The organism is Thalassovita gelatinovora (assembly GCF_001458355.1).
GTDB lineage: Bacteria > Pseudomonadota > Alphaproteobacteria > Rhodobacterales > Rhodobacteraceae > Thalassobius > Thalassobius gelatinovorus.
The window spans coordinates 738162-759400 of the sequence record NZ_CYSA01000015.1 but is presented as its reverse complement, the minus strand read 5'-3'; the positions used below and the strand labels follow the sequence as shown (position 1 = coordinate 759400).

The 21239-nt window shown below is 59.9% G+C and carries 20 protein-coding genes and 1 tRNA gene; 13 read left to right on the top strand and 8 right to left on the bottom strand.

Going from position 1 to position 21239, the window contains the following annotated elements:
- Positions 1 to 7 precede the first annotated feature (7 nt).
- Positions 8 to 880: a metallophosphoesterase family protein gene (locus tag TG4357_RS19280; protein WP_058262377.1), complete on the top strand. Its 873-nt coding sequence runs from the start codon at positions 8 to 10 to the stop codon at positions 878 to 880.
- 3 nt (positions 881 to 883) lie between these two features.
- A complete protein-coding gene (locus tag TG4357_RS19040; RefSeq protein WP_074646735.1) occupies positions 884 to 2734 on the top strand; it encodes an ABC transporter ATP-binding protein in 1851 nt (616 codons plus the stop codon).
- A 95-nt stretch (positions 2735 to 2829) separates the two neighbouring features.
- On the opposite strand, the gene TG4357_RS08300 is transcribed toward TG4357_RS19040, so the two are convergent.
- Complete coding sequence (locus TG4357_RS08300) at positions 2830 to 3597, bottom strand: DeoR/GlpR family DNA-binding transcription regulator (protein WP_058262376.1); 768 nt, start codon at positions 3595 to 3597, stop codon at positions 2830 to 2832.
- A gap of 190 nt (positions 3598 to 3787) precedes the next feature.
- Between TG4357_RS08300 and TG4357_RS08295 the strand changes: the two genes are divergently transcribed.
- The 6 genes from TG4357_RS08295 to TG4357_RS08270 are packed head-to-tail and all read left to right on the top strand — an operon-like array spanning position 3788 to position 9598.
- Entirely contained in the window at positions 3788 to 4759 is a 972-nt protein-coding gene (locus TG4357_RS08295) for an ABC transporter substrate-binding protein (protein WP_058262375.1), read from the top strand.
- Complete coding sequence (locus TG4357_RS08290; RefSeq protein ID WP_058262374.1) at positions 4756 to 6462, top strand: ABC transporter permease; 1707 nt, start codon at positions 4756 to 4758, stop codon at positions 6460 to 6462. The genes TG4357_RS08295 and TG4357_RS08290 overlap by 4 nt, the downstream gene beginning before the upstream one ends.
- Positions 6450 to 7526, top strand: a complete 1077-nt coding sequence (locus TG4357_RS08285; protein ID WP_058262373.1) for an ABC transporter ATP-binding protein — start codon at positions 6450 to 6452, stop codon at positions 7524 to 7526. Before TG4357_RS08290 ends, TG4357_RS08285 begins: the two co-directional genes overlap by 13 nt.
- Positions 7519 to 8604, top strand: coding sequence for an MBL fold metallo-hydrolase (locus TG4357_RS08280; protein WP_175473917.1), 1086 nt, complete (start codon positions 7519 to 7521; stop codon positions 8602 to 8604). Before TG4357_RS08285 ends, TG4357_RS08280 begins: the two co-directional genes overlap by 8 nt.
- A complete protein-coding gene (locus tag TG4357_RS08275; RefSeq protein WP_058262372.1) occupies positions 8592 to 9155 on the top strand; it encodes a histidine phosphatase family protein in 564 nt (187 codons plus the stop codon). Before TG4357_RS08280 ends, TG4357_RS08275 begins: the two co-directional genes overlap by 13 nt.
- Positions 9152 to 9598 (top strand): phosphatase domain-containing protein, encoded by a 447-nt coding sequence (locus TG4357_RS08270; protein WP_058262371.1) that lies wholly within the window; start codon positions 9152 to 9154, stop codon positions 9596 to 9598. The genes TG4357_RS08275 and TG4357_RS08270 overlap by 4 nt, the downstream gene beginning before the upstream one ends.
- An 86-nt stretch (positions 9599 to 9684) precedes the next feature.
- Here the strand turns inward: TG4357_RS08270 and TG4357_RS08265 are convergent, their stop codons facing one another.
- The 6 genes from TG4357_RS08265 to TG4357_RS08240 all read right to left on the bottom strand — a co-directional run bounded on the left by TG4357_RS08265 (position 9685) and on the right by TG4357_RS08240 (position 16586).
- On the bottom strand, positions 9685 to 11469 hold the full coding sequence (locus TG4357_RS08265; protein ID WP_438695874.1) for an SLC13 family permease: 1785 nt from the start codon (positions 11467 to 11469) through the stop codon (positions 9685 to 9687).
- A gap of 206 nt (positions 11470 to 11675) precedes the next feature.
- Positions 11676 to 12608: a 3-hydroxyacyl-CoA dehydrogenase NAD-binding domain-containing protein gene (locus TG4357_RS08260; protein ID WP_058262370.1), complete on the bottom strand. Its 933-nt coding sequence runs from the start codon at positions 12606 to 12608 to the stop codon at positions 11676 to 11678.
- A 289-nt stretch (positions 12609 to 12897) separates the two neighbouring features.
- A tRNA-Thr gene (locus TG4357_RS08255) sits at positions 12898 to 12973 on the bottom strand.
- Positions 12974 to 13017: 44 nt separating this feature from the next.
- Positions 13018 to 14526 carry a heme biosynthesis protein HemY gene (locus tag TG4357_RS08250; RefSeq protein WP_058262369.1) on the bottom strand — a complete coding sequence of 503 codons (1509 nt, stop codon included), beginning with the start codon at positions 14524 to 14526 and terminating at the stop codon, positions 13018 to 13020.
- Positions 14527 to 14540: 14 nt separating this feature from the next.
- Positions 14541 to 15815, bottom strand: coding sequence for a COG4223 family protein (locus tag TG4357_RS08245; RefSeq protein WP_139193572.1), 1275 nt, complete (start codon positions 15813 to 15815; stop codon positions 14541 to 14543).
- Positions 15816 to 15869: 54 nt separating this feature from the next.
- The gene (locus TG4357_RS08240) at positions 15870 to 16586 is read right to left on the bottom strand and encodes a uroporphyrinogen-III synthase (RefSeq protein WP_074646759.1); all 717 of its coding nucleotides are present in this window, start codon (positions 16584 to 16586) and stop codon (positions 15870 to 15872) included.
- A 75-nt stretch (positions 16587 to 16661) separates the two neighbouring features.
- On the opposite strand from TG4357_RS08240, the gene tsaD reads away from it, so the two are divergent.
- The 5 genes from tsaD to TG4357_RS08215 all read left to right on the top strand — a co-directional run bounded on the left by tsaD (position 16662) and on the right by TG4357_RS08215 (position 19864).
- Positions 16662 to 17759, top strand: a complete 1098-nt coding sequence (tsaD, locus tag TG4357_RS08235; RefSeq protein WP_058262366.1) for a tRNA (adenosine(37)-N6)-threonylcarbamoyltransferase complex transferase subunit TsaD — start codon at positions 16662 to 16664, stop codon at positions 17757 to 17759.
- Positions 17756 to 18718 carry an NAD(P)H-dependent glycerol-3-phosphate dehydrogenase gene (locus TG4357_RS08230; RefSeq protein ID WP_058262365.1) on the top strand — a complete coding sequence of 321 codons (963 nt, stop codon included), beginning with the start codon at positions 17756 to 17758 and terminating at the stop codon, positions 18716 to 18718. The genes tsaD and TG4357_RS08230 overlap by 4 nt, the downstream gene beginning before the upstream one ends.
- Positions 18719 to 18988: a YciI family protein gene (locus tag TG4357_RS08225; RefSeq protein ID WP_058262364.1), complete on the top strand. Its 270-nt coding sequence runs from the start codon at positions 18719 to 18721 to the stop codon at positions 18986 to 18988.
- Positions 18988 to 19407 carry an EVE domain-containing protein gene (locus TG4357_RS08220; protein WP_058262363.1) on the top strand — a complete coding sequence of 140 codons (420 nt, stop codon included), beginning with the start codon at positions 18988 to 18990 and terminating at the stop codon, positions 19405 to 19407. Before TG4357_RS08225 ends, TG4357_RS08220 begins: the two co-directional genes overlap by 1 nt.
- A gap of 61 nt (positions 19408 to 19468) precedes the next feature.
- Complete coding sequence (locus tag TG4357_RS08215) at positions 19469 to 19864, top strand: DUF1761 domain-containing protein (protein WP_058262362.1); 396 nt, start codon at positions 19469 to 19471, stop codon at positions 19862 to 19864.
- Between the two features lie 24 nt (positions 19865 to 19888).
- On the opposite strand, the gene glmM is transcribed toward TG4357_RS08215, so the two are convergent.
- Positions 19889 to 21229: a phosphoglucosamine mutase gene (glmM, locus tag TG4357_RS08210; protein WP_058262361.1), complete on the bottom strand. Its 1341-nt coding sequence runs from the start codon at positions 21227 to 21229 to the stop codon at positions 19889 to 19891.
- Positions 21230 to 21239: the final 10 nt, after the last annotated feature.

Below are 21239 nucleotides of genomic sequence, written 5' to 3'. Positions count from 1 at the left end.
CCCCGCTATGTCCGTTCGTCTTGCCATTGTTGCCGATATCCACCACGGAACCCCTTCTGCCACCAAGCGCGGCGATACCGCGATGGGATTGATGGAGGAATTCGCCCATTACGTCCGCGACGCCGAAGTCGATCACGTGCTCGATCTGGGCGACCGGATTTCGGATGTCGACCACGACACCGACCTGCGGTTGGAGGCCGAGGTGGCCGAGGCCTTCCGCGCCGTGGAAAAACCGATCTGGCACCTGAACGGCAACCACGACCGCGATTACCTGCGCATCGCAGAGAACGAGGAAATCCTCGGCCAGTCGCTGGGCCACGAAACCCACGATATCGGCGATTGGCGCATCGCGCTGTGGCGTGCCGATACCCGCATCCTGCGCACGCCCGAACACAACGGTTTCGTGCTGCGCGAAGCCGACCTTCTTTGGCTGTCGCGCACCGTTCAGGCCGCCGACCGACCGCTTCTGGTGGTTAGCCACGTGCCGGTGTCGGGCCATTCCCAGATCGGCAACTACTATTTCCAGAACAACCCCGGTCATTCCACCTACCCGATGGCGGATCGCGCCCGCGCCGCGCTGGCACAGTCCAAGGTGCCGGTGGTCTGCCTGTCCGGTCACGTGCATTGGAACACCGTCACCACCGTAGACGGCATCCCGCACCTGACCCAGCAATCGCTGACCGAAAGCTTCACCACCGAAGGCGCCCCTGCCGGTGCGATGGGCGTGATCGAACTGAGCGACACCGTTCGCTGGGACGTGGTGGGCGATGATCCCTACCGCGCCGAAATCACCCCCTCCGCCCGGCGCTGGACCCCGGTCATGCCGGATTTCCGCGACCATCCCGAACGGCGTGCTCGTAACGCCAAAACCGAAAGCTAAGCCATGCCCCGTTCCCCCCTTCTGAGCGTCGACGATTTACGCCTGAACTTCGGATCACATGAAGCCGTAAAGGGCCTGTCCTTCGATATAGCGAAGGGGGAAACGGTGGCGCTGGTTGGTGAATCCGGGTCAGGAAAATCCGCCACTGCGCTGGCCCTGTTGCGCCTGATCGAGCGCGAAGGCGGAGCCATCACCGGCGGCACCATCACCCTGCATGGTACCCCCGCGCTGGAACTTTCGACACTGACCGACCGACAGATGCAGCAGGTGCGCGGCAACCGAGTTTCGATGATCTTCCAAGAACCGATGACCGCGCTCAACCCGGTGATGACCTTGGGCGATCAGGTGGCCGAAGTGCTGCGGCTACATCAACGGCTTGATGCCAGTGCGGCGCGTCTGGCGGCGCGCGATGCGTTCGAGCGGGTTAAAATCCCCGAACCTGACCGCCGGTTGGACCAGTTCCCGCATGAATTGTCGGGCGGGTTGCGGCAGCGGGTGATGATCGCGATGGCGTTAGCCTGCCGGCCCGATCTGTTGATCGCGGACGAACCGACAACGGCGCTTGACGTTACCACGCAGGCCGAAATCCTGTCCCTGATCCAGCAGTTGCAGGATGAAATCGGTATGGCCGTGCTGTTCATCACCCATGACATGGGCGTTGTGGCCAAAATCGCCGACCGGGTCGTGGTTCTGAAGCAAGGTGAAAAAGCCGAAGAAGGTCCGGTCGAAGACCTGTTTGCCCGTCCCCGCGCGGCCTATACTCAACACCTGATGGTCGCGACGCCGAAATTGGGCAGCGGCGCACCAAAGCTATTGCGACGTCCGGCCGATCCGGTGCTTCGGGTCGAAAATATGGCCGTGCGGTTTCCGATCCGGCGCGGTCTGTTACCAAGTCGGGCATTGGACTACCACGCGGTGGGTGGCGTTTCGCTGTCGGTCGCGCCGGGTGAAACGCTGGGGCTGGTGGGTGAATCCGGTTGCGGGAAATCCACGCTGGCGCGCGCAGTCCTGCGGCTTGTTGAGCCAAGCGAGGGTCGCGTTTACCTAACGGGACGGGAAATCACCCGGTTGGACGCCGCCGACATGCGGCCGCTGCGTCAACGCGCGCAGATGGTGTTTCAAGATCCATTCGCCAGCTTGAACCCACGCCTGACGGTGCGCGACCTGATCACCGAACCAGCCCAAATTCACCAAAAACTATCGCGCCGTGAACGCCGGACGCTGGCTGCGGACCTGTTGCAGAAAGTCGGGTTAGAACCACAATCCGCCGACCGCTATCCGCATCAGTTTTCAGGCGGACAACGCCAGCGTCTTTGCATCGCTCGCGCCCTGTCGGTGCGCCCCGCGCTGATCGTCGCAGACGAAGCGGTTTCGGCGCTGGACGTATCGGTCGCCCGTCAAGTCACCGACCTGATGGCGCAGCTTCAGGCCGAAGACGGGGTTTCCTTTCTGTTCATTTCACATGACATTGCAGTGGTCGAAAGGGTCAGTCACCGGGTGGCCGTGATGTGGGCCGGTCAGATCGTCGAAACCGGCCCCACCGAAGCGGTGTTGCACAACCCACAGCACCCTTACACGCAGCGACTGCTGTCTGCGGTTCCGGTGCCGGACCCGTCCCGGCGCCATGATCCCCGGCCAAAGCTGACAGCCCTGACTCCGCCCAAACTTCTAATGCCCCCAGGTCAGGCACCGGCGCGCGCTGAAATGGTGGAGGTCGCGAACGGTCATTTCGTAGCCGCCCATGACCCGGCCAGCGCCCTGTTGTATGGAAAATTGCCCCCGTTGAAAGCCGATGTTGGGAATGGCAACGCGGCCCCTGCGGTTAACCGTAAAGGACAGCTTGACCGAGTCTGACATCGCCAAGTCGTTTGCGTACTGTCCGGCCGCAGAACCCTGGCCAGATCGGCAACGTCGCCCAAAAGCTACTTTTTTGTTGCTGGGAGCGGGCGTTACGTTTCTATAATTTCGCAATTCCTCTGTCGCGCCGCCTGCTTCAGGGCGGACGGGAAGATGCCGCCACAGACCACCCGTTCCAATTCCTGCAACCGACCCCAGCTATGCGGTGCCTGACGCCCGATCTTGGCGTGATCGACGACAAGAGTACGGGTGCCGGCACAGGCGGTAATCGCTTGCCGGGCGCGGATTTCATCGAGATTGAAATCAAGCAGATCGCCGTTTTCGGACACGCCACCAACTGAAAAGATGGCATGATCGAATTTGAGACCGGCAAAGAATTCCAAGCTCTCGGCGCCGATAAAGTCGAGATCGCGCAACCGCACCTCGCCGCCGGCCAGCAAAACGGTGATCCGCTCGGCTGTTCGCAGCGCCAGAACCACGTGGATATTGTTGGTCGCCACCGTCAGCCCTTCATGCCCGGTCAAGGCCCGCGCGACGGCTTCGACCGTGGTGCCGGTGCCCAGCGCGACGGTGGCCCCGTTCGGGATTAACGCGGCAACGGCGGCACCGATCCGGTTCTTTTCGTCGCGCGAAACGGCAAGCCGCGGTTGATAGCTGATGTTTTCGCTGGCCGAGGTCAGCGTCGCACCACCATGGCGACGGCGCACGATGCGGGCTTCGTCCAATGCGCGCAGATCCGCCCGCAGGGTTTGCACAGTGACATCCAACATTTCAGACAGTGCTGTTGCCGACAGTTCGCCGTAGCTGGAAAGTAAATTGACGATATGGTCGCGGCGTCGGGCGCTGTCACTTTTTTCCATTTTCGTTCGAAGCCTTACTGATTCACTGAAATGCTACATTTCTTGTCATCCCATCGCAATAAATATCCATAAAATAAGTACTTCTTGAACTGTCACTAAAGCGTCACGAGAAGATAGTAGGAAGCGGTCGAGAGAGTAGAATCGTTTGGATTTGCTTTCGTACGAAAATCAATCCTGCATGGAGAAACCGATGTCCCGTTCCCTTCTGGCCGCCGCTATTGCGCTTACGCTGCCTTCGATGGCTGCCGCTGAAACGCTGACGCTTTATACGTCGCAACCGAACGCAGATGCCCAGCAAACCGTTGACGCCTTCATGGCGGCCAACCCTGATATCGATGTCGAATGGGTTCGTGACGGCACCACCAAGATGATGGCCCGCGTGGCGGCAGAAATCGAAGCCGGTGCACCGCAGGCCGACGTTTTGCTGATCGCTGACATGGTGACGCTTGAAGGTCTGGCGCAGGCCGGTCAACTGGCCGCCTACACATCGCCCGAAGACGCGGCCTATGACGCTTCGCTTTATAGCGCCGAAGGGTTTTACCATTCGACCAAGCTGATCACCACCGGCATCGTCTACAACACCGGTGCCGATATGGTCCCGACATCCTGGGCCGACCTGGCGAAGCCGGAAATGGCCGACCTCGTCGCGATGCCGTCGCCGCTTTATTCCGGTGCCGCGCTGATCCACCTGGCAACCGTGACCGGCACCGAAGGTCTGGGCTGGGGCTATTACGAAGGGCTGGCCGCAAACAATACCCGCGCTGAAGGCGGCAATGGCGGCACTTTCAAAGCCGTTGCAGCCGGTGAAAAACCTTACGGCGTTCTGGTCGATTTCTTGGCCATTCGCGCCAAGGCCAAAGGGTCGCCGGTGGAATTCGTCTTCCCTGAAGAAGGTGTGTCCTATGTCACCGAACCGGTCGCCATCATGGCTGGCACCAAGCACATGAAAGCGGCTGAAAAATTCGTCGATTTCTTGTTGAGCGAAGCCGGTCAGGAACTGGTTGTGGACATGGGATACATCCCGGCGCGCAACGGCGTTGCCAGCCCCGAAGGGTTCCCGTCGCGCGACGAAATCACACTGATGGCTTTCGATCCCGCCAAGGCGCTGGCCGATACCGATACCAACAAGGCACGCTTTGCCAAGGTGTTTGACATCCAATGAGCATGATAGCTCTTGATAATGGCAACAGCCGGTCTTTGGATCGGCTGTTGCCTCTTATTTTGCTTCCGGTTGGCCTGATGGCTCTCGGCCCAGTTCTGCGGCTGTTGCTGGAAGGGTTCGGGTTTGGTGACGGGTTCACGACCGACCACCTGACCACCGTTCTGACCCGCGACAGCACCCGCACAGCGTTGATGCATTCGCTGGTAACGGCGGGTGGCGGTACCGTTTTGTCGGTGCTGATCGGCGCGACTTTCGCCTTTCTGGTGGCGCTGACCGACATACGTGGCAAGGGCGCTTTGGTCTTCTGCCTGATGATTCCGATGATGATCCCGCCGCAGATTACCGCGTTGGCCTGGATGCAGATGACCGGACCGTCTTCGGTGCTGTTGAAAATGCTCGGGATCGCGCCGCCACTCGGAAGCCCGCAACCGCTGCATTCGGCCACCGGGATCATTATTCTGCTGGGCATTCAACACGCCTCGCTCGTTTTCCTGACCCTGCGCGCGGGGTTGCGCATGATCCCCGCCGATCTGGTCGAAGCCGCGCGGATGTCCGGCGCTGGGACCTTGCGGGTCTGGGCACAGGTCGTGCTGCCGCTTTCGATGCCATCGCTGATCGCGGGCGGCGCAATGGCCTTTGTCACCGCGTTGGGCAATTTCGGCATCCCGGCGATGCTTGGCATTCCCGCCCGTTATTCCACCCTGCCGACGCTGATCTATCAACGGCTGGTCGGTATGGGCCCTTCTGTTCTGCCCGAAGTGGCGGTGCTGGCGCTGCTGATCGGCGTTGTGGCAATCACCGGTGTTCTGCTCAGCCGGTACATGCTGTCGCGTCAGGGTTTCGGCCTTGTCGGCCTATCCGGCACGCCATTGGCGCTGGCGCTGGGCCGGGCGCGGTTGCCGGTGGAAATCACCCTTTGGTCCTTCATATTCGTGATCCTTGCATTGCCTTTGTTCGCGCTTTTGGCAACCTCTCTGATCCCGGCCTATGGGGTGCCGCTGACGATTGACAGCGCCACGATCAAGGCGTGGATTGACGTTCTTGTCGTGCAACCTGTTACCCGCCGCGCCTATGGCAATTCGTTGTTTTTGGCGGTGCTGGCGGCTGCGATCCTGATGGCGATCAGCCTGCCGCTGGCATGGTTGATGGAACGTCGGTCGAACCGGTTGAGCCGAATTCTCGACGCGCTGATCGACCTGCCCTACGCGTTGCCGGGAGTTGTCCTGTCGATCGCCTGCATCCTGACGTTCCTGAACCTGCCGTTCACTGATCTGACGCTTTACGGCACCATCTGGATCATTCTGATGGCGTATCTGGCCCGGTTTTTCGTGGTGATGCTGCGCCCGATCCAAGCCAGCATTGCCCAGCTTGATCCGGCAATGGAAGAAGCTGCGGCCAGTGTCGGGGCCGGGCTGGGCCGCCGGTTGTGCGATATCGTGCTGCCGCTTGCCGCGCCAAGCGCCGCCGCTGGTGCAATCCTTGTTTTCCTGACTGCGGTGAACGAACTGACAGTTTCGGCGCTCTTGTGGTCTTCGGGCACCGAAACGCTGGGCGTGGTCATCTACAACCTCGAAGACAGCGGCGAAACGGTCATGGCGTCGGCTTTGGCCATGTCGATCGTTGTTCTTATCATCCTGCTCATGGGGCTGGTTCAGGCCGGGGCAAAACGTTTCCCGAAAGGAGTCATCCCATGGCAGAGCTGACATTCTCCAACCTCACCAAGCGTTTCGACGGGGCGCCCGCGCTGGACGGGATCAATGCCGCGATCGGGTCCGGCGAGTTCGTGGCGCTGCTTGGGCCTTCAGGATGTGGCAAGACCACGTTGTTGCGCCTGACCGCCGGATTCGAACAGCCCGACGAAGGAGAGATCCGGATCGGCGGTGATATTGTCGCGGGTGAAGGCCGTTTCGTGCCGCCCGAAGCGCGCGAAATCGGCATCGTGTTTCAATCCTACGCGCTTTGGCCACATAAAACCGTCGCTGGCAACGTGTCCTATCCGTTGGAAGTTCGCCGCATTCCGCAGGCAGAACGCAAGGCGCGAGTCGCCGAGGCACTTGACCTGACCGGGCTGCGCGATTTCGCTGACCGGATGCCGTCGCAATTGTCCGGTGGTCAGCGTCAGCGCGTTGCACTGGCCCGCTGTCTGGTATTCGAACCGCGCGCGGTGCTGCTTGACGAACCGCTTGCCAATCTCGATCTGGCACTACGCGCGTCAATGCATGATGTGTTTTCGATGTTTCACCGGCGCACCGGCGCGACCATGCTTTACGTGACCCATGACCAAAGCGAAGCCTTGGCGCTGGCGGATCGGGTCGCGGTGATGGAATCCGGGCGGATCAGGCAATTCGCCGCCCCCGAAGTTTTGTACCGCGAACCGGCCGATTGCTTTGTGGCCGGGTTTGTCGGTGATGGCGCGGTGGTCGCGACCCGGCGGACAGGCCATTCCGAGGCAGGCCGGGTTCTGTTGTCGGTTCTGGGGCAGGATATCTGGTGCCGCAGTTCCACCAGCGCCCCCAGTCATGTCAGCATCCGTCCCGAAGCAATCACTTTGTCGGAAACCGCCCCTTTGCGTGCGCAGGTGATCAGCTGCACCTATCTGGGCGGTCGCTTCCGGCTTGTTCTGGACGCCGAGGGCGAAGCGCTGGTGGCCTTCGCGCCACAGCGCGCCGCGGTCGGGGAAACGGTTGGTTTGACCATCCGCGACCCGTGGGCCTTTCACGATCCCGAAGCGGAAAGCCTGATGGCGGGTGCGCTGACCCATGCGTGACAATCCTGTTGAAACCGCCCCTTGGGTCGAAGTCCTGTCAGGCCTAGGTGAAAAAGGGCCCGCCTGCATCCGACTGTGGACCGGTCGCGCCCTTTGGGTGTTGGATGTGGGCTTTGGCCCCGAAGCGACATCGCCGTTTGAACCGCATTGGCTTGATGGCGCGGAGCGGGTGTTCATCAGCCATGACCATATCGACCATATCGGTGGCGCGGCCCATGCGGTGGCGGCGGGATTGCCGATTCATTGCACCGCCCAGACCGCCCGTTCGTTGCCGCCCGGCGCGGATTTCAACCCGTTGCCGGAAACCGGTCAGACCAAGATTGACGGTGTCACCGTCACCACCGGACGTAACGGCCATGCGCTTGGCGGTGTCTGGTTCCATTTCGCGCTTGGGGAGGGTTTGTTTTTTTCCGGTGACTGGTCCGAAGAAAGCAACTGGTTCGCTTTCGATCCTCCACCCGTTGCCGCCACGTCCTTGATCGACGCTTCGTATCATCTCGATGATGTGCCGCAGGCAGAACGGTTGATGACACTGGATCGGACGCTCGAAGAATTGTGTCAGCAACAGATTCTTTTCCCCGTTCCCCCCTCCGGGCGGGCGGGCGAGTTGGCGTTGCACCTCATGCAGCACGGCGAACTGTCCTTTGATGACAGTTGTCGGCTTGCCATTTCCCGTGCCATTTCCAGCGGCAGCCTGAACAAATGCGCAGATGCCTTGACGCCAGTGCTGCAGCGCGGTTTCGACCCGGCAGCGCGGTTTCTGATCTGTGATACGCCCAATGCCGATGGCGGCATGGCGTGGCAATTGGTGCAAGATTGGCGCGACAGCGGTCGGTTGGGACAGGAATCGGTGGTTCTGTTCACCGGCCATATGACCGCCCATGCCCGCGCGATTGCCACGCAGGGGGGCAGATTTCTACGTTGGAACGTCCATCCGCCGCTGTCCGATCAGATCGGCATGGTTCGGCGATTGAATGCGCGCCGGTTCGCACCACTTTTTTGCAACCAACCAGAAGACTATTTGCTTGAACCGCGATTCAACGCGGCGCTGGTGCTGAACGAAAGATGCCTGCTGTGATCGTCTCCGCTCAACCCTTCATCCTAATCCGCCATGGTCAGACCGATGCCAACCGCGATGGCGTAATCGCCGGCCGTATCGAAGCCCAGCTGACCGAAACGGGTCGGGCTGCGGCGCGCGCGCTTGCCGAATGGGCTTGGCCCGAAACGATCACCCTTTTCACCAGTCCGCAACAGCGTGCGCGCGAAACGGCTGCACTCGGCTTTCCCGGTCATGACCCGATCCTTGTCGACAAGCTGCGCGAACGCGATTGGGGGCGGTTCGAAGGGCGACCAGTATCCGAAGCCCCACCGCGAGAAGAAACGCCGGAGGGGGGCGAAGCCTGGCAGGACATGATCGCCCGCGTCGCCACCGCCTTGCGCAGTGCCCAAGATCGCGCACAGGGGACATTTCCGGTTCTGGTGGCCCATTCCGGGGTGGTGCGCGCTGTGCGTCAGCTTACCGGCGGATCACAGCATGGCCCGTCGCCCGCGAATACCACTCCCTATCTTTTCATGCCCGCCCCGAATGGGTGGCGCGAAGCCGTGCTGCAAAAGAAAGACAACAGATGAACTGCGTAATCTTCGATATTGACGGAACATTGGCCGAATTCGACGCGCCGCAATTGGGGCATCTGGTCCATGGAGCAACCAAGCAATGGGATGCCTTCCATGACGCAATGGCCACCGCCCCGGTGATCGAACCCGTGGTGCGGCTTCTGACCCGGTTGAACGCCCAAGGCGAAGCGATCGTGTTGTGTTCCGGGCGCCCGGAAGGGTGGCGCGATCATACCGCTGCATGGCTTGCGACTTCTGGTATCCCGCATGATGCGCTTTATTTGCGTCGCCACGACGAAGATCATGCCAGCGATCCCGAGGTGAAACGCTCTGCTCTTGATCGTATCCACGCCGATGGCTACCGCCCTTGGCTGGTGGTCGATGACCGCAGTTCGGTTGTGGCCTTCTGGCGTGAAGCGGGACTAACCTGTCTGCAATGCGCCCCCGGTGATTTCTGACGTTTTTTGGCTGGTCTGATCGGACGGCATGCCGGTTCGGGGCCGCCGGTCGCGCGGCCCTTTTGATTTAAGGTCTATTGGCGTTCTCAGATCGGCCAGAAATAAAGTAACGCCGGAACAGATACCGCGATGACAAGGATTTCAAGCGGCAATCCCATACGCCAGTAGTCGGAAAAACGATATCCGCCAGGGCCAAGGATGATGGTGTTGTTCTTGTGCCCGATGGGGGTCAGGAACGCGCAGGACGCGGCCACCGCGACAGCCATCAGAAACGTGTCGGGGTTTGCATCCAGCGCGTTGGCAATCGAAAGCGAAATGGGTGCCGCGATCAATGTCGTTGCGACGTTATTGAGGAAATCCGACATTGTCATCGTCACCGCCATCAAAACGGCCAGCGTTACCCAAGGCGCACTGCCAGCGGTCAGGATGAGAATCTGATTAGCAACAACTTGGGCGCCACCGGTTCTTTCAAAGGCTTCGGCAAGCGGGATCAGGCTTGCCAGCAAAACGATGACTTTCCATTCGATCGACGTATACACTTCGCGCGCACTCACAAGCCCAAGCGCCAGAAAGGCGATAACTGCCCCCGAAAGCGCCACGGCGAGAGGTATCACACCCGCCACGGCAAGCGCGACCGCAGCAACGAAGATGCCAATCGAAAGACCCGCCTTTGAACGTTGAATCACTTCGGTCCTGCGGCCTTCAATCGGAAGCACGCCCAGCCAGTCGATGCTGGCCGCCACGCGTTCAGGCGTTCCGAGCAGCAAAAGCACATCACCCGCACGAATGGTCAGAAGCCGGACACGGTCCCGAAACCGTTTTCCTTCGCGCGAAACCCCCAGCAGCGTCACCGAATGGCGATGCAGAAGGTTCAGGCTTCGCGCGGTACGACCGTTGATGCGGGCGCCATCGGGCACGATCGCTTCTTGCAGGGTCAAGCCCGGTGCCGTGACACCACCTTCGTGCTTTTCCGATCCGGCGAATTTCAGGGCCGCCTTGCCCATGAACGCCTCGATGGCTTTGGGTTCTCCTTCCACGACAAGGAAATCACCGCTACGCAGCGTTTCGCGGCTTGCCAGTCCTGGCCGTCGTTTGCCGTGACTTATCAAACCAACAATGTGGACATCCGCGTCATCGGCCGACGCATAAAGTTGGTGAACTTTGGTTTCTTGCTCTTCTGGCAGTTCGCCAACTTTGAGTTCGGCCACATAACGGCCATTGCGGATTTCCTGCTCGACCTCCGCAACCGAGGTTCGGGACGGCAGAAGCCGCCAGCCGACAAGCGAAACGAAGACGATCCCTGCGATCGCGACGACAAGCCCGACCGGGGTGAAATCGAACATCGAGAACGATTGCCCCATCACGTCCTGCCGGTACTCTGATATGACAATGTTGGGCGGGGTTCCGATCAATGTGACCATGCCGCCAAGTATCGTGGCGAAAGACAGCGGCATCAGACTTTGACCAGCGGCACGCTTGGCCTTGTTGGCGGCTTCAACATCCAGCGGCATGAGAAGCGCAAGCGCCGCGACATTGTTGATGATCGCCGAAAGCAGCGCCCCAACGCTTGCGATCAACGCGATATGCAACGGCAATGGGCGGTCGGGTTTGATGATCCGGGCGGCGATAAGTTCGACCGCACCCGAAGATGACAAGCCCCGGCTGACGATCAAAACCAACGCGATGATCGCAACCGCCGAATGACCGAAGCCTGAAAACACCTCGTCTGACGGCACAAGGCCCAGCGCTGCGGCGCCAATCAAGGCTGAAAAGGCCACCAGATCGTACCGGACCCGGCCCCAGACAAGCATCACGAAGATCACCACGAACAGGATGAAAAGCAGCGTCCTATCGTCAATCATGGGCATCATAGGAAACGTTCCGAACATGCGTGAAATGGTGATGAACAGATCATCCTGTAACCTCTTTATTTATGTGCTCATCGGCCAGATCCAACGCGCCGGTGGTTCGTCACACCATAGCGGCCACTACGACGCGGATAAAACCCGATATTCAAGGCCGGAGGCGTCCAGCCAAGCGAAAAACCGAATGCCCGCGATCGGGGGCGGCGGGAATGTCAGACCGGCGGCGCGTCCTTGCGGGCATGCAGCGCCGCGATCAGCGCTTTGTCGCGGGTCGCTTCCAAATCGGCAATGCCGCGCCCGGCGGCTTCGCGCGTAACACCCGCGACCAGTTCGGCTTGAACTTCCTGGGTCAGGGACGGGACACCCAGATCCGCCCAGCGCCGTTCCTGGCTTGGTCCCAGATGATCCAGATATCCTGCCATGCCACCGGTTCCACCGCCCAGATGATAAGCCATATGCGCCCCAAGCACCGACCAGCGCAGACCCGGCCCGTTTACGAGAGCGGCATCAATCGCTTCGACATCCGCGATACCGTCCTGAACCATGAACACCGCCTCGCGCCAAAGCGCCGAAGCAAGCCGGTTGGCGATATGGCCAGTGGCGTCTTTTTTCAATCGTACCGGCACCCGGTCAGCGGCGCGATAGATCGCCTCGGCCCGTGCGATCCGCGCCGGATCGGTGCCATAGATTTCAACCAGCGGCACCAGATGCGGAGGGTTGAACGGATGCGCGGTGATCAGACACGCCGGATCTTTCAGACCGGGACCAAGATCGGACCAGGTCAGAGCCGACGTCGATGACGCCAGCACCGCATGCGGCGCCATCAAGGGTTCGACATCGGCGAAAAGTGCGTGTTTTATTGAAATCGACTCGGGTGCGTTTTCTTGAATCAGATCTGCGCCAATAATCGCTTCGGCTAGGGTTTCGCACAGGGTCAGCCTGCCGCGCGGACCGGCATCGGGGGCGACTTCGGCGAGTTGAGACAATGGTGCCGCCATACGCGCAACCGTTGCGGCACACGCGTCTGGCACAGGATCCCAGACACGCACATCGGCACCGTGATGCTGAAACAACGCCGCCCAGGCCACCCCGATCAGTCCCGTGCCCAGAATAGCGATCTGTGGTGCCTTTTCCGTCTCGTTCATTGCGACCCTCTTTTCATTTGCGATCACAGTGTGTCGTCATGACCAAACACGAAGCAAGACAAATGCCCGACGGATTGACATCTTGAATAAAAGAGACGTGTCAAAACCACCCTTGGCCAGCACAACTTTGCCAGGCACACCAGCAGTTCAGGTTTCGAATCCGCCCATCGCTTGGGAATATCAAGGGGCCTACTGTCAGCTAAAACGGACCAGATCCTACTGCCCTCTACCATCAAAAATCAGGTAAAACAGGGAGTTCGGATCTCTTTTGTTATACTGCTTGGGAAAGTGGTGCCGCTGAAGGGACTCGAACCCCCGACCCCATCATTACGAATGACGTGCTCTACCAGCTGAGCTACAGCGGCCTGGTAGGCGGGGCTATAGCACCCCGCCTGAATTTGGAAAAGGTCTATTTTTCGGCGTCTTCCCCGGGATGGTCGGCCCCCTCGGCTGGGGTGTCGTCATCGCCGACCGGGTCCAGGATTTCGGCATCTTCGACCAGATCGGCCTGTTCCGGCGCAGTGTCGCCGCTTTTATCCTCCAGCGACCCGACGATCAGTGGCAGCATGGCCATGCTTGTCGCCGACGCCACTTCGGATTCGGGTGGTGATTTCCAAGCCAGCGTGTCAAACGCGCCGCAGTTTTCGCAAACCGGCACCCATTCATGGTGGATATTGTGGCACTTGTCGCAAACCCATTGCGGCCCGCGTGGTGCATTCAGGGCCCGAGCCAGCCACCCCTTGACCACCGTGTCGGACGCCCCTTCTCCCCGCGCCACCGCGGCCATGATGGTCAGCGCACGGGAATCGGGATCATGTTCGACCAGATCGCCCAGCGCACGGCGTGCGGCGGGGAAATCTTCGACCGCGATCTGCAACTCGGCTTCCAGCAGCTTGGTTTCACGGTGATCCGGCACCAGATGCAACAACGGCTGGAATCGTTTCAGCCGTTCGGTGGCGGTTTCATCCGGGTGGATCGCGGCGAAAGCGACGGCCAGATCGGGATGCGGATGGACCGCCCAAGCTTTCTTCAGAATTTTTGCCGCCTTGCGCAACTGTTGCTTTTCAATCAGCCCGCGCGCCGCCAAAGCCGCCGCCGGCACCAGATCCGGTGACAGGCGGTTGGCCTCGATCGCCTCTTCCATCGCTTCGAGGCTGCTGCCTTCGGTCAGGATGGTTTTCGCCTCGGACAGGGCCAGCACGGCATCGCGGCGTTTATGAACGTCGCGTGGCAGTGACCCATTTTTCAGTTTCAGGTTCAGCGTGCCGCGTGCGCCCGACCAATCACGGGCTTGAGCCTGCAATTGCAACAGCGTGTCTTGGGTTTCCTCATGCTTGGGCTTCAACGCGATGGCCTTTTCGGCCAGTTTGCGCGCGGTGTCGGTATCGCCTTCGGACAGCTTCTGCTTCATGATTCCACGCACGCCGACAAAGCGGGTTTTGTCATCCTGCAACAGTCGCTTGTAGACTTCTTGCGCCTTTTTGCTGTCGCCCGCCATTTCCGCCGCCTGCGCTGTCAGCAGATTGGTCAGGCTCGGCTGGGCAAGATAGCGTTCGGCGCGCGCCGCCTTGTGCATCGCCACACGCGGTTCGCCCGAGGCCAGCGCCATCATACCTTCGGTCAGGGCCTGATAGCCTTTGCGTTCCCTGTTGCGGTCGAAATAGCGCGACAATGCAGTTTCGTCCCCGTTGAGGAATTTCAGAACCGCCACGGCCAGCGCAGCCAGCTTCAACAACAACCACAGCGACAACAAAAGCACCAGAAAGGCGATCACGGCGCTGAGCGGGGTCAGGCTGAATTCTATTCCGCCAAAGGCAATTCTGACGCCGCCATCCATTTCCAGCAGATAACCGGCACCGAGGGCCGCCGCGGCGACCAGGACAACGAAAACGACAATCTTGATAAGAGACCAAAGCATAAATCGTTATCCCCTCAATTACTCATGACTTGCTGACGCAACGCGGCGGCGGCTGCCAATGCATCGGCGCGGGCGGTGGCCTGCGCCATCCAATCGGTTAGTTCGACCCGGCCTTGTTCTGGCAAGGCCTGCAGTTCGGCCATGGCATCCGCCAAATGACCGGCTTTCAATGCGGCTTCGGCGCGCGAAAGGATCGCGTCGGCATCCCCACCTTCGCGTGGTGCAAGGGATCGAACCCCCAGCTGATCGCGCAGGAACTTCACCGCCCCCCCCCTGGTTTCCGTTTCGCGCGACGCTTTAAGCGCGGCGCGGGCGGCTTGTGGGAAACTGTCCTGTAATGTGATCAGGCTGGGTGCGCCATCGGCCAGACGAGTCAGGATGTCAGGCACCACGACACCGGCCTGTTCCAATTCGTTCAACGTTTCAGAAAAGGATCCGCCCGTATCCAGCGCGACCTGAAGCTGCGCCACCGCGCCGCGCAGCGCCGTGGTGCGGGCGCTTTGCGCTGCTGATGCTTCCTTGGCTTCGGCAGCGGCCAGCATATCCTCGATCTCGCCGCGCTGTTTTGCCATCGCGGCCTGCAATGCTTGCAATTCGCGTTCATAGGCATCGACCGCCTCTTTCGACGCGAATTCGGTGATGGGGCGTTTTTCCAGATTGGTCAGACGGTCTTCGTAGCCTGAAATCTGGGTGGCAAGTTGTTGCAACTGTGCGGTGGTTTCCGACACGGATTGAGAAACCTTCGTCAATTCGGCGCTTAGATCGGGCGGCACTTTGATCGCGTCGACCTGCGCAGCCAAATCATCGACCCGCTTGGCCTGCGTCGCGAGGCTGGATTCGGTTTGGGTTTGCAACTGGGTGACGGCGTCGCTTCCCGAAATGCCTTCGGGAAACAAGTAGAGCGCCCCGCCTGCCCCGATCCCGGCGGCAATCACGCCACCCAGAAGCGCGGGCCAGAAGCCACCCTTGCGCACCACAACCGGTTCCGGCGCAGCATCGGCAATCGCATTTTCAACGATTTCATCCGCAACCGGGTCGTCTGCGGTTTCGGGCACGTCTGGGTCTTGGGCATCCGTTGAGTCAGATGTTTCAAGTGTTTCATCTTCGTCGGTATCAGGCGTGTCGGTTTCTTCGGTCCCCACTGTACCTTCATCCGTGGCAGAGTCCTGCGGCGTGTCCTCTGAAGAAACAGAGATTTCTGGATCCTCTGAGGTTTCAACAACGACGGCATCTTCTATCGTTGCCGGGTGATCTTCGGAATTCTCCGGGGATTTCTTTGGATCGGACACCTGCAACTACCTTTCGAATCTCTGATATTCTCGAAACTGAATTATGACTTAAGCTTACTTACCGGCATGTGAAGCCTCAAGCGCCCTCCCTGCGTCTATCAGTCCCTCTATCGTATCGATCATCGCCCCGGAATCGGGCGACAGAGCATGATCAACCTGGAAAACCGGCAATTCGCCCAGCGCCGCAACCACCGCTTCACTTAGCGCTGCGATCAATAACGGGGCGTTCCCCACATGCTGTGCAGAGAAAAGTTTTGCGCTGCGCGGCGAAAAAAGAGGCACAATCACGGCCTGATCGCCCGCAAGCAGGGTTTTCGCATCTTCGCTCAGCGCTGTTTCCAATTGTTCGTAAACGACCCGCGCTCGTGTTGCGATGCCTGCTGCCGTCAACCGGTCGGCCAGATGCCCGCGCGCATGACGTCCGCGCAAATGCAACAATGGCTCTTGGGGCGCATCGGCCAAAATCCGCTGAAACAAAGTTTCGGCATCGCGTTCCTCCGCAATGACTTCGAACCCTTTGGCCCGCGCCGCCACCGCGGTTGCCGGCCCTACGACGTAGCATCGCCGTCCCTGCCCCGCCGGAACGGCACCCAAGGCGTTTTGCGACGTGAAAATCAACGTCTGAGCATCGATCAAGTCGGGACCCGGCGAAATCGGGTCGATCCGCAACACCGGCGAAATCACAACCGGCAGATCGCCCAGCCGTTCCCGAAGCTGCGCCGCGAAACGCTGCGAAGACGCCAAAGGTCGGGTCAGCAGGAGTGTCGCCATTTCACGCGCACCGGGATTGTTTGCACCTGTCAGCGGTGTTACCTGCGGGGAAGCATTCATGCAACGGGCAGGATCATGGGTCGAACCCTCACCATTCTGGGATTGGAAAGCAGCTGCGACGATACTGCGGCGGCGGTCGTACGGCAAAAGGACGGTCAGGCACCGGAAATCCTGTCCTCTGTCGTGTTCGGCCAGACAGAGTTGCATGCGGCATTCGGCGGTGTGGTTCCCGAAATCGCCGCCCGTGCCCATGCGGAAAAGATCGATATCTGCGTGAAACAGGCTCTGACACAGGCGAATCTGACTTTGGCCGATATCGATGGTATCGCGGTGACGGCGGGTCCCGGGCTGATCGGCGGGGTGTTGTCGGGGGTGATGTGCGCCAAGGGATTGGCGGCCGGATCTGGCAAGCCGTTGATCGGGGTGAACCATTTGGCTGGTCATGCGCTGACCCCGCGGCTGACAGATCAGATCGCCTTCCCCTATCTGATGCTGTTGGTGTCGGGCGGGCATTGCCAATTTCTGCTGGTAAAGGGCCCCGATGATTTTACCCGGTTGGGCGGCACCATCGACGATGCCCCGGGCGAAGCGTTTGACAAAACCGCGCGGCTGCTGGGCCTGCCGCAACCGGGCGGGCCATCGGTCGAAGCCGAGGCGCTGACAGGCGATCCCAAACGATTCCGTTTCCCCCGGCCCATGCTGGACCGGGAAGGTTGCGACATGTCCTTTTCGGGGCTGAAAACCGCGCTGCTGCGTGCCCGCGATCAAGTCGTCGCGGAAAAAAGTGGGCTGAGCCAGCAAGATCGCGCTGATCTGGCCGCCGGGTTTCAAGCCGCCGTGCGCGATGTACTGATGGAAAAGACCCGACGCGCGCTGACCCTCTATCTGTCCGAAAACCCGACACACCCCACCGTAGCTGTGGCCGGGGGTGTTGCTGCGAACAAGTCCATCCGCGAAGGGTTAGAGACTGTTTCAGCCGAAAACGGCGTTCAATTTACCGCGCCGCCGCTGGCACTGTGTACCGACAACGCGGCGATGATCGCCTATGCCGGGCTGGAAAGGTTCCGGTTGGGGCACTTTGATGACATGACTTTGGTCGCCCGGCCGCGCTGGCCGCTGGACAAACAGGCCCCCGCTCTGCTTGGATCGGGAAAAAAAGGAGCCAAGGCATGATTGCGGTTGCAGGATCTGGGGCGTTCGGTACAGCGTTGGCGATTTCGCTGGCCGCAACCGGTCAGCCAGTGCAGCTTTGGGCGCGCGACCCAAACCATGCCGCGGAAATGGAGCAGACGCGCGAAAACGCCCGACGCTTGCCCGGTGTGGAATTTCCCGACACCTTGCGTGTTATTACCGAATTAGAGTCTGTTGCTGCGGAAATCCCGATTCTGCTGGCCACACCGATGCAGCGGCTGCGCGACATGCTGGTGCTGCACAAGCTGGCACTTGGCGGCCGGCCTTTGGTGGCCTGTTGCAAAGGGGTTGAGCTATCCACCGGGCTGGGCCCGGTCGGTGTCATCGAGGAAGTGATTCCTTCGGCATTGCCGGCGATCCTGACCGGCCCCAGCTTCGCCATTGATATTGCCCGCGGTCTGCCCACGGCCTTGACGCTGGCCTGCCGCGATCGCCCGACCAGTCGGCGGCTACAACAGAGCCTATCCACGCATAATCTGCGAATCTACCGCACCGTCGACACCACAGGTGCCGAATTGGGTGGCGCGGTAAAGAACGTGATTGCGATCGCGTCGGGCGCTGTCATGGGCGCAAAGCTGGGCGAAAGCGCTCGGGCGGCACTGATGACGCGCGGTTATGCCGAAATGCAGCGTATGGCGCTGGCGCTTGGGGCACGCCCCGAGACCTTGGCAGGGCTTTCCGGGTTTGGCGATTTGGCTTTGACCTGCACTTCGGAACAGTCCCGCAATTATCGTTTCGGTCTGGCATTGGGACGACGGGAAACCTTTGATCCCACCATCACCGTCGAAGGTGCCGCCACTGCCCGCGCCGTATTGGACCGGGCGCGGGTCATGTTGATCGACATGCCGATCACCGAAGCGGTTGTCGCGCTGCTGGATGGCCGGCTGCAATTAAGCCAAGCAATGGAAATGTTACTGTCCCGACCCTTGAAGGAGGAATAAATGCTTGTAGCCCTTATCGCCCGTGACAAAGACGGTGCGTTGGAAATTCGCAAGGCCAACCGAGCCGATCATCTGGCCTATATCGACGCAACCGGTGTGGTGATTCAGGCTGGCCCGCTGATCGTTGGGGGCGAAATGGCCGGATCTTTGGTCATTCTGGACGTCGAAGATATGGCCGCCGCCGAAGATTGGGCCGCCAAAGATCCCTATGCCAATGCCGGGTTGTTCGATACGGTCGAACTGATCGAATGGAAAAAGGTTATCGGCTGATGCGCTTTTGGCTGTTCAAATCCGAACCTTCTACCTGGGGCTGGGATGATCAGATGGCCAAGGGCGAAACAGGCGAGGAATGGGATGGCGTGCGCAATTATCAGGCGCGTAATTTCATGCGCGAAATGAAACTGGGTGATCGCGGCTTTTTCTATCATTCGCAGAAAGAAAAGGCGGTTGTCGGCATTGTCGAGATTTGCGCCGAGGCGCATCCCGACAGTAGCATCGATGACCCGCGTTGGGAATGCGTGGATATAAAAGCGGTCTGCCCGGTAAAAAACGCGGTGACGCTGGATCAGATCAAAACCGATGAACGCCTGTCCGATATGGTTTTGGTGAAAAATTCCCGTCTTTCGGTGCAACCCGTGACGGCCCAGGAATGGGCCGTCATCTGCGATATGGCCGGTATATCGCAGTAGCTTTGTCAGAACGGATAAGGCACCTTTCCGACGCGAAAACCTGCGAACAGGAGAGGGATTTATGGAATTTCTGAACGTTTTTGTGGCCGCGCTTGCCAGCTATGCCTTTGGCGCGATCTGGTACATGGTGAACGCCAAGGCTTGGATGGCGGCGTCGGGTGTGGAGCTGGGCGAAAATGGTCAACCCAAGAACCGGTCGAATCCGATGCCTTATATCGTTTCCTTCGTCTGTGCGGTGATCGTTGCGGGCATGATGCGCCACATCTTTTCGCTGGCCGGAATCGACAGTCCGGCCAAAGGTGTGGTGGCCGGTCTGGGGATCGGGTTGTTCTTGGTCACGCCGTGGGTCGTCACCAATTACACCTTTGCCGGTCGTCCGCGATTGCTAAGCCTTATTGATGGCGGTTACGCCACCATCGGCTGTACCATAATGGGTGTGATTCTGACGCTGTTCTAAGCCCGAAAAAGGCTCTGTTCTGCCCTAGCAGGCTGTTTCAACGGCAGAACAGATCGAGGTAATCACCTCGTCCAACAGCGCCTGATCGGTGGCTTCGCCCATTACCCGGATCAAAGGTTCGGTGCCGGATTTGCGGATCAGCAACCGGCCATCGCCATTGAGGCTTTTTTCGCCATCAGCGATGGCCTGCTGCACACAATCCGAATCCAGCGGCGTTTGGCCTTCCGAAAAGCGGACATTACGCAGAATCTGCGGAACAGGTTCGAAAACCCGGGCCAGGTCGCTTGCTTTCTTGCCGCTTTCGACCATCGCGCGCAGAAACTGAAGCGCCGCGATCAAACCATCGCCTGTCGTGGCGTAATCGGTCATCACGATATGGCCCGACTGTTCACCGCCCAGATTGAATCCCTTGTCTCGCATCTTTTCGACCACGTAGCGATCACCGACCGCAGTGCGTTCCAGCGCGATCCCCTGCCCCGACAGGTACTTTTCCAACCCCAGATTCGACATAACGGTCGCCACCAGAGTGTCGCCCGCCAAAGCCCCGTCGCGTTTCCAGATCGACGCAATCAACGCCATGATCTGATCGCCATCGGCAGGGATACCATTTTCATCCAGAATAATGACCCGGTCCGCGTCGCCATCCAGACAGATACCCAGATTGGCACGGGTTTCGCGAACCTTGGCTGCTGCCAACGCAGTGTCGGTCGATCCGCAGCCATCGTTGATGTTGCGACCGTTCGGGTTGACACCGACGGGCACCACTTCAGCACCCAGTTCCCACAAAACCGCCGGTGCCGCCTTGTATGCGGCCCCATTGGCGCAATCCAGCACCACCCGCAGACCATCCAGACGCAGCTTGTTCGGGAAGGTTGTCTTGGCGTATTCCACGTAGCGGCCAAGCGCATCGTCGATCCGTTTGGCGCGACCGATATTTTCCGGCGCTGCAAGGGTCACACCGTCGTTCAGGATACGCTCGATTTCGATTTCGGCTTCGTCTGACAGTTTGAAACCGTTGGGCCCGAAAAATTTGATGCCATTATCATAGGCCGGGTTGTGGCTGGCCGAAATCATCACGCCGACATCCGCACGCATCGAATGGGTCAGATAACCGATTGCCGGGGTCGGCATCGGTCCCAACAACAGAACATTCATACCGGTCGAGGTGAACCCGGCGGTCAGCGCATTTTCCAGCATATACCCCGACAGGCGGGTATCCTTACCTATCACCACACGGTGTTCCTGCTTGTCACGACGGAAATAGCGTCCTGCTGCCGCACCCAGCTTCATTGCCAATTCAGCCGTCATCGGAAAACTGTTGGTCCGCCCGCGCACACCGTCTGTACCAAAAAGAGAACGTGTCATCGCATCCCAA